The organism is Humibacter soli (assembly GCF_054779035.1).
Window position 1 is genome coordinate 2,793,515 of record NZ_BAAGYX010000001.1, and the last position, 12,750, is coordinate 2,806,264.

General features: G+C 67.0%; 15 protein-coding genes. 4 read left to right on the plus strand and 11 right to left on the minus strand.

All coding sequences use genetic code 11. The features are described 5' to 3' along the window. Positions 1 to 7: 7 nt before the first annotated feature. The 8 genes from moaA to ACYVDN_RS12965 are packed head-to-tail and all read right to left on the minus strand — an operon-like array spanning position 8 to position 5,595. Positions 8 to 1,042 carry a GTP 3',8-cyclase MoaA gene (moaA, locus tag ACYVDN_RS12930; RefSeq protein WP_460572088.1) on the minus strand — a complete coding sequence of 345 codons (1,035 nt, stop codon included), beginning with the start codon at positions 1,040 to 1,042 and terminating at the stop codon, positions 8 to 10. Positions 1,043 to 1,093: 51 nt separating this feature from the next. Then, positions 1,094 to 2,212 (minus strand): sulfate/molybdate ABC transporter ATP-binding protein, encoded by a 1,119-nt coding sequence (locus ACYVDN_RS12935; RefSeq protein WP_460572090.1) that lies wholly within the window; start codon positions 2,210 to 2,212, stop codon positions 1,094 to 1,096. Then, on the minus strand, positions 2,209 to 2,994 hold the full coding sequence (locus ACYVDN_RS12940) for an ABC transporter permease (RefSeq protein WP_460572092.1): 786 nt from the start codon (positions 2,992 to 2,994) through the stop codon (positions 2,209 to 2,211). Before ACYVDN_RS12940 ends, ACYVDN_RS12935 begins: the two co-directional genes overlap by 4 nt. Next, on the minus strand, positions 2,991 to 3,803 hold the full coding sequence (gene modA, locus ACYVDN_RS12945) for a molybdate ABC transporter substrate-binding protein (RefSeq protein ID WP_460572094.1): 813 nt from the start codon (positions 3,801 to 3,803) through the stop codon (positions 2,991 to 2,993). Before modA ends, ACYVDN_RS12940 begins: the two co-directional genes overlap by 4 nt. Continuing rightward, complete coding sequence (locus ACYVDN_RS12950) at positions 3,800 to 4,207, minus strand: TOBE domain-containing protein (RefSeq protein ID WP_460572096.1); 408 nt, start codon at positions 4,205 to 4,207, stop codon at positions 3,800 to 3,802. The genes modA and ACYVDN_RS12950 overlap by 4 nt, the downstream gene beginning before the upstream one ends. 60 nt (positions 4,208 to 4,267) lie before the next feature. Then, a complete protein-coding gene (locus ACYVDN_RS12955; protein ID WP_460572098.1) occupies positions 4,268 to 4,771 on the minus strand; it encodes a MogA/MoaB family molybdenum cofactor biosynthesis protein in 504 nt (167 codons plus the stop codon). Further along, complete coding sequence (gene moaC, locus ACYVDN_RS12960) at positions 4,768 to 5,292, minus strand: cyclic pyranopterin monophosphate synthase MoaC (protein WP_460572100.1); 525 nt, start codon at positions 5,290 to 5,292, stop codon at positions 4,768 to 4,770. The genes ACYVDN_RS12955 and moaC overlap by 4 nt, the downstream gene beginning before the upstream one ends. Before the next feature lie 39 nt (positions 5,293 to 5,331). Then, entirely contained in the window at positions 5,332 to 5,595 is a 264-nt protein-coding gene (locus tag ACYVDN_RS12965) for a MoaD/ThiS family protein (protein WP_460572102.1), read from the minus strand. A 55-nt stretch (positions 5,596 to 5,650) separates the two neighbouring features. On the opposite strand from ACYVDN_RS12965, the gene ACYVDN_RS12970 reads away from it, so the two are divergent. From ACYVDN_RS12970 to ACYVDN_RS12980, 3 genes are read left to right on the plus strand one after another with little or no spacing between them, the layout of a single operon-like run. Beyond that, positions 5,651 to 7,222 (plus strand): molybdopterin-dependent oxidoreductase, encoded by a 1,572-nt coding sequence (locus ACYVDN_RS12970; RefSeq protein ID WP_460572104.1) that lies wholly within the window; start codon positions 5,651 to 5,653, stop codon positions 7,220 to 7,222. A gap of 12 nt (positions 7,223 to 7,234) precedes the next feature. Then, positions 7,235 to 7,891 (plus strand): GrpB family protein, encoded by a 657-nt coding sequence (locus tag ACYVDN_RS12975; RefSeq protein ID WP_460572106.1) that lies wholly within the window; start codon positions 7,235 to 7,237, stop codon positions 7,889 to 7,891. A gap of 48 nt (positions 7,892 to 7,939) precedes the next feature. Then, positions 7,940 to 9,412, plus strand: a complete 1,473-nt coding sequence (locus ACYVDN_RS12980) for an MFS transporter (protein ID WP_460572108.1) — start codon at positions 7,940 to 7,942, stop codon at positions 9,410 to 9,412. On the opposite strand, the gene ACYVDN_RS12985 is transcribed toward ACYVDN_RS12980, so the two are convergent. The 3 genes from ACYVDN_RS12985 to ACYVDN_RS12995 form a co-directional block, all read right to left on the minus strand. Next, positions 9,409 to 9,690, minus strand: coding sequence for a winged helix-turn-helix transcriptional regulator (locus ACYVDN_RS12985; RefSeq protein WP_460572110.1), 282 nt, complete (start codon positions 9,688 to 9,690; stop codon positions 9,409 to 9,411). The genes ACYVDN_RS12980 and ACYVDN_RS12985 overlap by 4 nt on opposite strands. Next, entirely contained in the window at positions 9,687 to 10,091 is a 405-nt protein-coding gene (locus ACYVDN_RS12990; RefSeq protein ID WP_460572112.1) for a VOC family protein, read from the minus strand. The genes ACYVDN_RS12985 and ACYVDN_RS12990 overlap by 4 nt, the downstream gene beginning before the upstream one ends. Positions 10,092 to 10,187: 96 nt before the next feature. Further along, positions 10,188 to 10,820 carry a TetR/AcrR family transcriptional regulator gene (locus tag ACYVDN_RS12995; protein WP_460572114.1) on the minus strand — a complete coding sequence of 211 codons (633 nt, stop codon included), beginning with the start codon at positions 10,818 to 10,820 and terminating at the stop codon, positions 10,188 to 10,190. Positions 10,821 to 11,005: 185 nt separating this feature from the next. On the opposite strand from ACYVDN_RS12995, the gene ACYVDN_RS13000 reads away from it, so the two are divergent. Next, on the plus strand, positions 11,006 to 12,700 hold the full coding sequence (locus ACYVDN_RS13000) for a CocE/NonD family hydrolase (protein WP_460572116.1): 1,695 nt from the start codon (positions 11,006 to 11,008) through the stop codon (positions 12,698 to 12,700). The last annotated feature ends 50 nt before the right edge of the window (positions 12,701 to 12,750 follow it).

Consider the following 12,750-nt stretch of genomic DNA (forward strand, 5'->3'; position numbering starts at 1 on the left):
GGTCGGCTCAGCCGCCGATGAACGACATCTCGACCTTGGTGCGATCACGATCTGCCGTCTCGGCGCCGCGCAACTCGGAGTAGCGGTCGTCACGCCTGCGCCACGCGCCGAACAGCACATCGGCGACGGCTTCGTCGCTCTGGGATGCCGCGGGCCTCAGGTCGACGCCGTCCGAGGCGAAAAGACACGTGAACAGCCGTCCGTCCGCCGACAGTCGCGCCCGGGTGCATGCACCGCAGAACGGCTCGGTGACGCTGGAGATGGCACCGATCTCGCCCGATCCGTCCGCATAGCGGAATCGCGACGCCGTCGCGCTTCCGCGCTCCTCGACCGGCACGAGCGCATGCCGTCGTCCGATCAGTCCGATCACCTCGGCCGACGGGACGACGTCGTCGAGCCGCCATCCGTTCGTCGTTCCCACGTCCATGTATTCGATGAAGCGCACCGTCACGCCCGTGCCGCGGAAGTGCTCCGCGATCGACACGATCTCTCCGTCGTTGAGACCTCGGCGCACCACGGTGTTGACCTTGACGGCAAGCTCGGCCGTCTGAGCCGCGTGAATGCCGTCGAGCACTCGCGCCAGCGGAATCCTGGTATCGCTGATCCGGGCGAAACCCCCGTCGTCGAGGCTGTCGAGTGAGACGGTCACCCGGTCGAGTCCTGCCTCTTTGAGCGGTTGTGCGAGATGAGCGAGAGCCGTTCCGTTCGTCGTGAGCGCCAGGTCCACGGCGCCCCCGTCGGGACGGCGCAAACGACTCAGCCGTGCGACGAGATCGGTCACGCCAGCGCGCAGCAGCGGCTCACCGCCCGTCAACCGCAGCTTCGTCACGCCTCCGTCCACTGCGACGCGAGCGATGCGCTCGATCTGGTCGAATGTGAGCAGGCGGTCGGCGGGGAGAAAGACGTGGTCCGGGCCGAAGAGTTCCCGAGGCATGCAGTAGACGCAACGCAGGTTGCAGCGATCGGTCAGCGAGATGCGCAGGTCGCGCAGCGCACGACCACGCAGATCGCCGATGCGGCCTCCGATGCGTTCCGCGGTCATCCGTTCACCGTAACCTCACGGCGCCGGGATCGTTGACTCGCTCGGGAAACGTCAGGCGGGCATGGATGCACCACGATCGGCTGAATACACGGCGACGTCATCAGCGAGGACGCGCAGCCGAACCTCCTCGCCGCGTCTGAGTCCGAGCGTCGCGAACTCGGCGGGGTTCACGTCGACAGCGAGCCCTCCGACGAGACGAACCTGCACGCCGCCGACGCCGCGTTCCCATCGATCGACGGTGCCCTTCAACGTGGTCGCCTCACCAGGCACGCCCGCCTCGCCCGCCGGAACGAGGTGTGCCGATGACGGTGCGAACGCCGCGACGGCATTGACTCCGGCACGCAACGGCTCGGACTCTCGGCCTCGGAGCATCCACCCGTCATCCGTTCGCAGCACACCGTCTCCGACTAACGTGCCCGCGACGAGGTTCATGCCGGCGAGCGCCGCCACGAACGGTGATCGCGGCATCCCCAGCACCTGGTCGATACGTCCGCCGTCGATGACGCGTCCTGCATCGAGCACGACGCAGGAATCGGCGAGGGAAAGGGCGTCGACCACGTCGTGCGTGACGATCACCGCCGTGGTGCCCGAATCTCGCAAGGTCTCTGCCGTGAGCATCCGCATGTCGGCTGCTGTGGTCACATCGAGCGCCGAGAACGGCTCGTCGAGCAGCAGCACGTCCGGTCGAGCGGCAAGCGCACGGGCAAGGGCGACACGCTGCTGCTGCCCGCCGGAGAGCCGTGCCGGTCGAGCGCGCTCGAAGCCGCGCAGCCCGACCTCGTCCAGCATCCGTGCGGCGTCGACGTGAGCCTCGCGACGCGACGCTCCGGCAGCACGCGGGCCGAAGGCGACGTTCTCAAGTGCAGACAAGTGGGGAAACAGCGACGGAGCCTGGTTGAGCAGGCCGACTCGGCGGTGTTCCGGCGCGACATGCACGCCCGAGCCGACATCGGCCAGCACGCGCTCGCCGATGCGCACGCCGCCTCGCTGCGGCCGCAGTCGCCCGACGACGACATCCAACAGCGTCGACTTGCCCGCTCCGTTCGGGCCGAGCACGGCGAGCACGTGTCCCTCCGGAGCATGCAACGCGACCTCGAGTTCGAAGGCACCTCGTCCTGTCAACACATCGACGACGAGACCGGAATCAGGATGCCCCACCAAAGCGCTCACAGCCCGACATCCCCTCTCCAACTCCGCATCGCGAGCAGCACGAGCACGGCCACGACGACCAGGAGCAGAGAGAGCGCGATGGCGGTGTTCTGCCCGACCCCACCACCGTTGAACGCGGTGTAGATGGCCAGCGGCATCGTGCGCGTGACGCCCTCCTGATTGCCGGCGAACAGAGCCGTTGCCCCGAACTCGCCGAGTGCCCGCGCAAAGCAGAGCACGATACCGGCGATCAGGCTCGGCCCGACGAGCGGGAGCGTGACGCGACGGAACGTCGTCCAAGGCGATGCGCCGAGCGTCGCCGCCACCTGCTCGTACCGCACACCTGCCGAACGCAACGCACCCTCCACCGCGATGACGAGGAACGGCATGGCCACGAACGACTGGGCGATGACGACCGCCCCTGTAGTGAACGGAATCCGGATGCCCACAGCGTCGAGCGACGCACCGACCAGGCCGGTCCTCCCGAGCAGGAACAGCAGCGCGATCCCACCGACGAGCGGCGGAAGCACGAGAGGAAGTGTGACCACGGCGCGCAGCACTCCCGCGACCCGCGACGTGGTGCGTGCGATCAGTAGCGCGAGCGGCACGCCGAGCACGACGCACACCACCGTCGCGGCCGCGGCAGTCAACAGGGAGAGAAACAACGCGGAGAGTGCCTCAGGCGAGACGATCGCGGCGGGAACGGATGCCCAATCGAGCTTCGCGATCAGCGCGACCAGCGGCAGGACGATCAGCGCCAACCCGACAACGGCCGGCACGATCAACCAGCGCGGACCGCTCACGGAGCCCCGAAGCCGTACGCGTGCAGTACCTTCTGTCCGGCGGGGGAGAGCACGTACGCGACGAACGCCTTGGCGATCGCGGCGTCCGGCGCGTTCTTCACCGCGGCGATCGGGTATTTGTTGATGGCCTTGTCAGCATCGGGAATCACCACCCCCGCAACGCTTCCCTTCGCTGCCTTGACGTCGGTGACGTAGACGAGTCCGGCGTCAGCCGCACCCGTCGACACCTTGGTGACGACGGCGGTGACGTTCTGCTCCTCGCTCACCGGAGTGACCTTCACGCCGTCTGCCTTCAGCAGCGTCTGTGACGCTGCGCCGCATGGGACCGCCGGCGCGCACAGCACGGTCTGGATGCCCGGGTCCGCCAGCTGCGAGAGGGTCGTGATCTTCTCCGGATTGCCAGGCTGCACGGCGATCTCGAGGGTGTTCGTCGCGAAGACCTTGGGTGTGGATGCGGTCAGACCCGCCTTCTGCACGGTGGCCATCGTCTGCTGATCCGCCGAGGCGAACACGTCTGCGGGCGCGCCCTGCACGATCTGGGTCGCGAGGATCTGCGAGCCGTCGTAGTCGATGGGCTTCACGGTGACGTTCGGGTGGGCGGCGTGGAACTTCGCCGCCAGCTCGTTGAACGAAGCCGTCAGAGATGCGGCCGCGTAGACGGTCAGGTCGCCGCTCAGAGCCTCGTTCGAGGTGGGGTCGGAGGCCGAATGCGATGCGGATCCCGCTCCGGTGCCCTGCGCGGCGCATCCGGTCAGTGCCACCGCGGCGGCGATCAGCACGGCCGGGCCGACGAGCATTCTGCGGTTCATTCGTTCTCCTCTTTCGCGGCTTCGACGACCACCATCGTCGCCTTGATGACGGCGACGGCACGGGAGCCGACCTCGAGCCCGAGGTCACGGACGGCCTCGGTGGACATCAGAGACACGACGCGGGCCGTGCCGCACTGCAGCTCGACCTGGGACATGACGGTGTCGCTGACGACCTTCGTCACGATGCCGACGAAGTGGTTGCGTGCACTGCGCAGCACGCCCGTCGTGTCCGCGGGCGCCTTTGCGACCTCCACCGCGTATCTGGCGAGCTCCGGCCCTTCGATCACCTGCTTGCCGGCGTCGTCGGTGGACCCTGCCACGAGTCCGTCACGAATCCAGCGACGTACCGTGTCGTCGCTGACGGCGAGCAGCTCGGCCGCTTCGCTGATGCGATATTGCGTCATGAACTATGACGTTAGCGCCGCATCCGCGGGTAGATGTGACCTCTTTATTGCGTATTCGAGTCAGGGGACCGATCGGTCGCCGTGACGTGCCGCGCCACCGATCACCGCAACAGCGTGGTCGAGCACCCCGTCGAGTACCTCCAGACCGTCGCGCACACCCCCGGATGAGCCGGGAAGATTCACGATCAGCGTGCGATCGGCGACCCCGACGACGCCGCGCGAGAGCAACGCGAGCGGCGTGTGCTCAGCGCCTCTCCTCCGCAGCTCCTCGGCGATGCCGGGCACTTCGCGGTCGATGACGGCACTCGTAGCCTCTGGTGTCGCATCGTCCGGGGAAAGCCCCGTTCCTCCGGTCGTGAGCACGAGGGTCACGCTGTCCTCGATCGCCGTGCGCAGCGCTGCAGCGACCGGTTCGCCATCCGCGACGATGACCGGGCCTGTGACCGTCCAGCCACGGTCGGCGAGCCAGCGCACGAGAACCGGGCCGGTGGCATCCTGCGCCGTCCCCTCTGCCGCCGAGGTCGACGCGACGATGACGACAGCGCGGCGAACGCCATCCGTCATCGGTCGCCCTCATCTACCTCTTTGGCCATGGTTGCGCGGCGCCAATCGCCGCTTCGGCCGCCGTGCTTCTCCACCACGCGGATGTCGGTGATGACCGCCTCCCGGTCGACCGCCTTGATCATGTCGTACAGAGTCAGCGCCGTCACACTCGCCGCCGTCAGGGCCTCCATCTCGACGCCGGTCTGCGCCGTGGTCGCCGTGGAGGCGGTGATCAACACGCGGTCACCTGCGGCCGTCAGCTCGACGTCGACGTTCGTCAGCGCGATCGGATGACACAGCGGGATGAGCGACGAGGTCTGCTTGGCTGCCATGATGCCGGCGATCCGGGCCGTGCCGACCGCTTCACCTTTCGGTAGCGACCCGTCGAAGACCGCCGCCACGACATCCGGCCGGGTGATCAGCGTCGCTTCGGCACTCGCGCGACGGGCGGTCACCGGTTTCTCGCCCACGTCGACCATGTGGGCGGTGCCGTCCTCTCGCACGTGGGTGAGGTTCGGCCTTTCGTCGGGGGAGGTGGTCATCCCACCATCCTGCCCCGTGAGCATCGGTTCGCAGGCGTCTCAGCCGCCGGCGAACGGAGGCAGCACATCCACGCGCGCTTCGACGATCCGCGACGCATCACGGGTGGCGACACCGTCGACGAGAAAGGAGCCGGATGCCAGCACCCGTGTCATCGGCTCGCCGTATCTCTCCGTGAGAAGCTGGCGCAACGCGCCGACGGTCGCGGGCTCGACGGAGAGGGCCTCCTCCTCGCGCCCCGCCGCCTCTGCGGCGGCAGCGAAGTAACGCACGCTCACGTGCGTACCCTCTGCTGCGAATGCCATTCACTCATTCTCGCCCACGGCTCTTCCATCGGGCCGCCGACCTATGCTGTGGCTCATGTCGACCGTCGCACTCGCTCCACGCGGTCGCGTTCTGTACCTCACGGCGGCGGCGTGCGGGCTCGTCGCGGCGGTCGCGGGCTGGGCGGTGTCCGAAGTCGCTGCAGCGTTCGTCGGCGCGCCATCCTCACCGCTCTTCGCGGTCGGCTCGTGGGTGATCGATCTCACACCAGCCTGGTTCAAAGAGCTGGTCATCTCGCTGTTCGGCACCGGTGACAAGGTCGTCCTCTTCGTCTGTCTCGGACTTGTCGTGCTGATCGTGGCGGGTCTGGCCGGCATCCTCGAGCTGTTCAGGCGTCCGTTCGGCGCCGTCCTTCTGGGTGCGGTCGGGGCGATCGCCCTGGTCGCGGTCATGACGCGCGCCGATGCGAACTACTGGTGGCTGCTCCCCACGGTCGCGGGCACCCTGGTCGGCGTGTATGTGCTCGTGACGCTGCTCGACCGGTTGCGCACCTGGATGCGCGACTCCCAGCCGTCGCGCGTGCCGGGCAGCGGCGCTCCCTCCCGTCGGTCGTTCCTCGCCTTCGGCATCGGCGTCGGCGCTGTCGCCGTGGTCGCAGGAACGATCGCGCGCGTCATCAACGCCGGCAGCATCGCGGTCACCTCCGCCCGCGCACTGGTACGACTCCCCAAGCCGGTGAAGCCGGCACCGGCCATCCCTCAAGGCAGCGATCTGCGGTTGAGCGGCCTCACGCCGTATGTCACACCGAACGCCGGCTTCTACCGCATCGACACGGCGCTGCAGATTCCGGCGGTCGACCCCGACACGTGGAAGCTGACGATCGACGGCATGGTCGGCGAACCGCTCACCCTGACCTTCGCGCAGTTGCTCGCGCTGCCGCTGGAGGAGCACACGATCACCCTGGCGTGCGTCTCCAACGAGGTGGGCGGCAACCTGGTGGGAAACGCCACCTGGCTTGGATATCCGGTGCGCAAGCTGCTGAGCAGGGTGAAACCGGAGTCATCCGCCGACATGGTGCTGTCCCGCAGTGTCGACGGCTTCACCGCTGGCACTCCCCTCGATGTGCTGACGGACATCGGCACCGACGCGCTCATCGCGGTCGGCATGAACGGTTCACCGCTGCCGCTCGAGCACGGCTTCCCGGTCAGGATGGTGGTGCCAGGGCTCTACGGGTATGTCTCTGCGACCAAGTGGCTCACGGAGCTCACGGTGACCCGCTTCGACCGGGCGATGGGGTACTGGACCGACAAGGGATGGGCGGCGAAGGGTCCGATCAAGACCGAGTCCCGAATCGATCGACCACGAAACGGCGGATCGATCGCGGCCGGACGCTACGCCGTCGCCGGGGTCGCGTGGGACCAGCACACCGGCATCCGCGCCGTCGAGGTGCGCGTCGACAACGGCCCGTGGCAGCAGGCCCGCCTCGCCGACACAGTATCGGCCGACACCTGGCGTCAGTGGGTGCTGGAGTGGGATGCCGCGAGCGGCCACCACACGCTTCAGGTGCGTGCCACGAACGCGGACGGCGAGACGCAGACCTCCGTCGTCGCGCCGCCGCCTCCGACCGGCGCGACGGGATGGCACACGATCGACGTCACCGTTCGGTGACAGGATTCAGAAGTGCCGATCAACCCTGACTCCTATCCGCCCGAGCTGGTCGAGCGCCGCGTCGGCGACGAGGACCACCAACTCGCCCGCTGGGTCGGCGACAACGCCCCGGGCACGGAGCCGATCGTCATCGTCGAACCCGACCCCTCGTGGCCGTCGGAGTATGCGCGTGCAGCACAGCTCATCATCGGCACGCTCGGAGGGACGATCATCCGCATCGAGCATGTCGGCTCGACCTCCGTTCCCGGGCTACCGGCGAAACCGATCATCGACGTCGACGTGCAGGTCGCGGATCCGGCAGACGAGGCCGCATACGTGCCCGCACTTGAGGCAGCGGGGTATCGCCACGTGCTGCGCGAACCGTGGTGGAACGGGCACCGCATGCTGGTGCGCGCGGATGGCGGCGTGAACCTCCACGTCTTCCAAGCCGGCTCGCCCGAGCCCCTCCGGCACCTGCTGTTCCGCGACTGGCTCCGCACGCACGACGACGACCGCGAGCTGTACGCCGCGGCGAAGCGGCGACTGGCGGTCGAGACCGCCGACAACCCTGACTCCTACAACCTCGACAAGAACACCGTCATCGACGACATCTACGGCCGCATCTTCGCCGCGCCGCCCCAGGCCCACCCCGCGTGGCCCGCGGAAGGATGGGCGCCCCGACCCGAATAGGGATGGCAATGTCCCCCGAGTTGGGGGTATGGGCGTAGCGTCCGGTTCATGGAGAGCACGAAGCCCGGGCTCCTTGAGACGCTCGACACACGAGACATCGGCCGGTTCTACATTTACCTGGCCGTGCTGGCTACCATCGGCGGGTTCCTGTTCGGATTCGATTCTTCGAACATCGGCTCGGCGCTGGTCTTCCTCCCGTTCGCCCTCGGCCCCGTGGCGATCGGCATCATCGTCGCCGGGGCGTCGCTGGGCTCATTCGTGGGGGCACTCGCCGCGGGTCCACTCACCGACAGATTCGGGCGCAAGTCGCTCCTGCTCATCGACTCCGGGCTGTTCGCGGTCGGCTCGCTCATCTCGGCATTCGCGTTCGAGCCGGTCACGCTCACCGTCGGACGACTCATCATCGGCATCGCCATCGGCGCCGACTCGGCTATCGCCACCGCCTACATCTCCGAGTTCGCTCCGAAGCGCCGACGGGGTTCGCTGGCCATCATCCAGCAGTGGATGATCACCATCGGCATCCTCTCGGCATACGTGATCGCGGTCATCGTGCTGCTGATCGCACCGGGGTCGGCATCCACAGTCGACTGGCGCATCCTCCTCGGAATCGGGTTCATCCCCGCGATCGTCTCGCTCGTCATGCGAGCCCGCATGCCCGAGTCACCCAGGTGGCTCCTCGAACGCGGCAAGGAGGAGAAGGCCGTCAAGGCCTTCGGCGCTCTCGGGCTGGATGTCACGCCGGAGCAAGTCCACGCCGAAGCGCTCGCTGTGCACGAGGAGAAGGAACGCACCGTCGGGCAGACCCAGTGGACGAAGCCGGTGCGGCGCGCGCTCCTCATCGTCTGCGTGTTCTTCGTTCTGCAGCAGATCACCGGCATCAACGTCGCGTTCTACTACGGACCGCACCTGCTCACCCCGTACTTCGCGCACCCGGGCACGTCGGCGGTTCAGTCCGAGGTCTTCGGCGTGTACGCGGCGGGCATCCTCGCCGTCGTGAACGTCGTCGCCACGTACTTCGCGTTCCGCTTCATCGACAGCGTCGGACGTCGACGGCTCGCCATCGGCGCCTACACCGGGATGACCGTGTTCCTCCTCATCGGCGCATACGGTGCGTCGTTCATGAGCGGTGTGCCGCAGCTCGTGGTCATCCTGGTGGCGTTCTCGCTGTTCATCGCATGTTTTGCGATCGGTATCGGCGGGACCGGATGGCTGCTCCAGGGCGAGGTCTTCCCCACGGCTGTTCGCGGCCGCGCTTCGGGTCTTGGCGCCGCGGCGGACTGGCTCGCGAACTACGCGCTCGTGCTGGTCTTTCCCATCCTGCAAGTGGGGATCGGGCTGGGATGGGTGATGATCATCTTCGCCATCCTGTGCGTCATCGGGGTGGTCTTCGTCTACTTCTTCCTGCCGGAGACGAAAGGCCATTCGGTCGAAGAGGTCGTGCGCCTGTTCAACGGACCTGTGAACCGCAAGGATCCTGGCCGGCCGTCAGGCAGTGACGCGCGCCGTGCCGCGAGCGCCTAGACCACCTCGGCACCCCAGCGCCCGAGCGCGAGGATGGCCTCGCGCAAGGCGAGCCCGCGTTCTGTCAGCGCGTAGGCCCGCGTGTTGTGCCGGAGGGGCAGGCGGTAGAGAACCCCTGCCTCCTCGAGCTCGCGCAGGCGGGTCGCGAGCATGGCCGTGCCGGCTCCGAGGTCACGTTGGAGGTCGCCGTATCGCTGAGGCCCGTCGAGCAGGCGCTCCACGATAAGAAGTGCCCACCGTGGGCCGAGGATGTCGAGGGCGGCCTTGAGATCGCTCACGCTGGTTGATCGGCGTCCGGCTTCATCCAGAACGGCGAGTAGTGGTACCCATCGGGGTCGTCGAACTGGCGCTGGTACATGAACGGGTAGTCATCCGTGTCCCCGACCCGTCCGCCTGCTGCTGCGGCGCGGTCGACGAGCTCGTCGACCGCCTCGCGGCTGGCGAGGTCGAACGAGACCGTCACCTTCGAGGGTGTGTCTGGCCCACCCACCCGTTCCTCGGTGGCGCCGACGCTCGCGTACATCTCGCGACTGCCGAGCATGACGTACTGCTCGGGTGCGATCGAGAAGCAGGACACGTTGTGATCGGACATCTCGGCGTTGAGGGTCCAGCCGAGAGCTGCGTAGAAGGCCGTCGCGCGCTCGACGCTCTCGACCGGGCAGGTGATGAAAAGGCTCATGCGTTGATACTTCTAAAATAGAAGTGCCGTGTCAAGGGTTGTCTCGCGACCATCCATAATGCCTGCACCACGTCAGCAGTCAGCGATGGGAAGTCCTTAGTGGCGGGGCGGCTGGGTGACAGCGGAGTACTCTGCGATGGACGTAGGAGGCGCGAGGAGTGCTGCGGGGAGGGTTCGTTTCATCCAGGCGGTGAACTCGTGGTTGGTGTAGCGGAGGCGATGGGTGAGGAGTTCGAAGGATTCAGGGCTGGCGATCGCCCAGGCGGTGTCGATCGCGGACTCCCTGGTCAGGCCGGGCGCAAGGGCCTGGTCGGGGATGGCGCCGATGATGCGAGTGAACAGACCGTGTCGCAGTAATTGCAGCTCGTTCCAGTCGTCGGCTATCTCGGGGTCGACGGCTGCTGCGTCGCGGTAGAGGGTCCATCCGGTCGAGGCATGTTCGGCGATCTCGCTGACGAGGGTTGCGAGTTCGTCAAGGCGTTCACGCGGCGGCATGTCGGCGGGGAATCGTTGAGCCGCATCTTCGGGTGAGCTGGCGCCGTCAGCGAGTGCAGTCTCCATGTATGCGCGGAGCAGGGCACGCTTACTGCCCCAGGCGAGGTACAGGGTCTGCAAGGACACGCCTGCTGCCGCGGCGAGTCGGGTCACCGTGGTCGCCGCGTAACCGTGAGCCGGGAACTCCACTGCGGCGGCCTCGAGCAACCGTTGGCGAGTGTCTTCCCGGAGCATCTCGCCCACACGCTTTTGACGGCTGCGACTGTCGCTATCAGCGGTTGGATCCACGGCCATGGATGCACTCTACATCATGATCTAGAGCGACGCTCATATTCATATGGACAGCATCGCTTCTGTGATATAGAGTGCCGCTCAAGAGCTACAGAACGTCACTCAATATCACATTGGAAGGCTCCATCATGAAGAACCCCTCGATCGACAAGCCATGGAAGCGTCCAGGTAAGGCGGCCTACGCCACAAGCCGGCGCAGGGCGGCCCTGCACCCACCGGTGACCGTCTACGAGATGGGCACCGACGTCCGGAAGGACGAGGACGTTCCCGTGAAGATGCGCGACGGTGTCACCCTGCGCCTGAACCTGTTCCGCCCGGCCGGCGTACACGACCCGCTCCCGGTTCTGTTGTCTGCGCATCCATACGGCAAAGACTCTGTTCCGAAGCTCAAGCGCGGCAAGTGGTCGCTGAACCCGCAGTTCCGAATCATGAACCAGCCGGCACCGCTGCGGATCTCCGATCAGACCAGCTGGGAGGCCCCTGACCCCGTTTGGTGGGCGCAGCACGGCTACGCGGTCATCAATCTCGACACCCGCGGCGGCGGTCACTCGGAAGGCCGCGGCGATCTCCTCTCGGACCAGGAGGCCGACGACATCTCGCAGGTCATCGCGTGGGCGGCCGCTCAGCCCTGGTCGAGCGGGCAGGTCGGAATGCTCGGAGTGTCCTACCTCGCGCTTTCTCAATACAAGGTTGCCGCCCTCAATCCCCCCGCCCTGAAGGCCATCTGCCCGTGGGAGGGCTTCACCGACGCATACCGCGACTTCTTCACCCCCGGCGGCGTCGTCGAGGACGGCTTCGCTCGAATCTGGCTCTTCCTCACCAACAAGGTCGCCAAACTCAACACCAACGTCGCCATCGAGCGCAAGAAGCATCCGCTCCGCGACGAGTGGTGGGACAAACTCACTCCAGACCTGCCCAAGATCACCGTGCCGATCCTGGAGTGCACGAGCTTCTCCGACGACAACCTGCACAGCGTGGGCTCGATGCGAGCCTTCCAGAAGGTCGGCTCTGAACACCGACACGCCTACGCGCACCGTGGCCCGAAATGGGCCACGTTCTACGGCGATGACGCCCGCCGACACCAGCTCGCCTTCTTCGACCGCTACCTCCGCCATGAGGACGTGCCCGAGTTGCCGCCCATGCGCCTGGAAGTACGCGACCGTGGCAGCCACATCATCCAGGTCCGCGCCGAACAGGAGTGGCCACTGGCACGGACCGAATGGCGTCAACTGCACCTGGGACCGAACGGAGAACTCACCACGACCGCACCGACCGACAACGGCGGCGTCACCTTCGACCTGAAGAGCAACGCGGCCGCATTCGACTACCGCTTCGAGGAGGACACCGAACTCAGCGGCCCGATGACACTACGCGTCCACCTGTCCACCGAGGGCGCCAACGACCCACGCCTCTTCGTCGGGATCGAGAAGCGGACGAACGGCACTCCCATCCCGTTCGAGGGTTCATACGGGTACGGCCGCGACCACGTCGCCCAGGGCAGACTGCGCCTCGCCCTGCGAGAACTCGACACCGAGCTCAGCCTGCCGCACCAGCCGGAACACACCTTCCGCACCCTCCTGCCGGTCCGTGACGGAGAACTGATGGAAATCGTGATCCCGCTCAGCTCTTCCTCGACGCTCTTCAGGGCCGGCGAGAGCCTACGACTCATGGTTGCCGGTCGCTACCTCCAACCCCGCAACCCCTTCTTCGGACACTTCCCCACCCACTACGAGCCGAGCAGGAACGGCAACGCGACGATCGTATGGACTCCCGCACACGCCTCCACCCTCGAGATCCCCGTCATCCCGGCAACTCGCCCGTGACCGTAACCTGCTGCGTCACGCTCGCCTCAGTGCGCGGCACCCGCGGGCAG

Excerpts from the sequence above, each read along its gene's own strand:
- moaA (WP_460572088.1), bottom strand. The coding sequence starts at position 1,042 with ATGACCGCGGAACGCATCGGAGGCCGCATCGGCGATCTGCGTGGTCGT.
- modA (WP_460572094.1), bottom strand. The coding sequence starts at position 3,803 with ATGAACCGCAGAATGCTCGTCGGCCCGGCCGTGCTGATCGCCGCCGCG.
- ACYVDN_RS12950 (WP_460572096.1), bottom strand. The coding sequence starts at position 4,207 with ATGACGCAATATCGCATCAGCGAAGCGGCCGAGCTGCTCGCCGTCAGC.
- ACYVDN_RS12955 (WP_460572098.1), bottom strand. The coding sequence starts at position 4,771 with ATGACGGATGGCGTTCGCCGCGCTGTCGTCATCGTCGCGTCGACCTCG.
- moaC (WP_460572100.1), bottom strand. The coding sequence starts at position 5,292 with ATGACCACCTCCCCCGACGAAAGGCCGAACCTCACCCACGTGCGAGAG.
- ACYVDN_RS12965 (WP_460572102.1), bottom strand. The coding sequence starts at position 5,595 with ATGGCATTCGCAGCAGAGGGTACGCACGTGAGCGTGCGTTACTTCGCT.
- ACYVDN_RS12970 (WP_460572104.1), top strand. The coding sequence starts at position 5,651 with ATGTCGACCGTCGCACTCGCTCCACGCGGTCGCGTTCTGTACCTCACG.
- ACYVDN_RS12980 (WP_460572108.1), top strand. The coding sequence starts at position 7,940 with ATGGAGAGCACGAAGCCCGGGCTCCTTGAGACGCTCGACACACGAGAC.
- ACYVDN_RS12990 (WP_460572112.1), bottom strand. The coding sequence starts at position 10,091 with ATGAGCCTTTTCATCACCTGCCCGGTCGAGAGCGTCGAGCGCGCGACG.
- ACYVDN_RS12995 (WP_460572114.1), bottom strand. The coding sequence starts at position 10,820 with ATGCTCCGGGAAGACACTCGCCAACGGTTGCTCGAGGCCGCCGCAGTG.
- ACYVDN_RS13000 (WP_460572116.1), top strand. The coding sequence starts at position 11,006 with ATGAAGAACCCCTCGATCGACAAGCCATGGAAGCGTCCAGGTAAGGCG.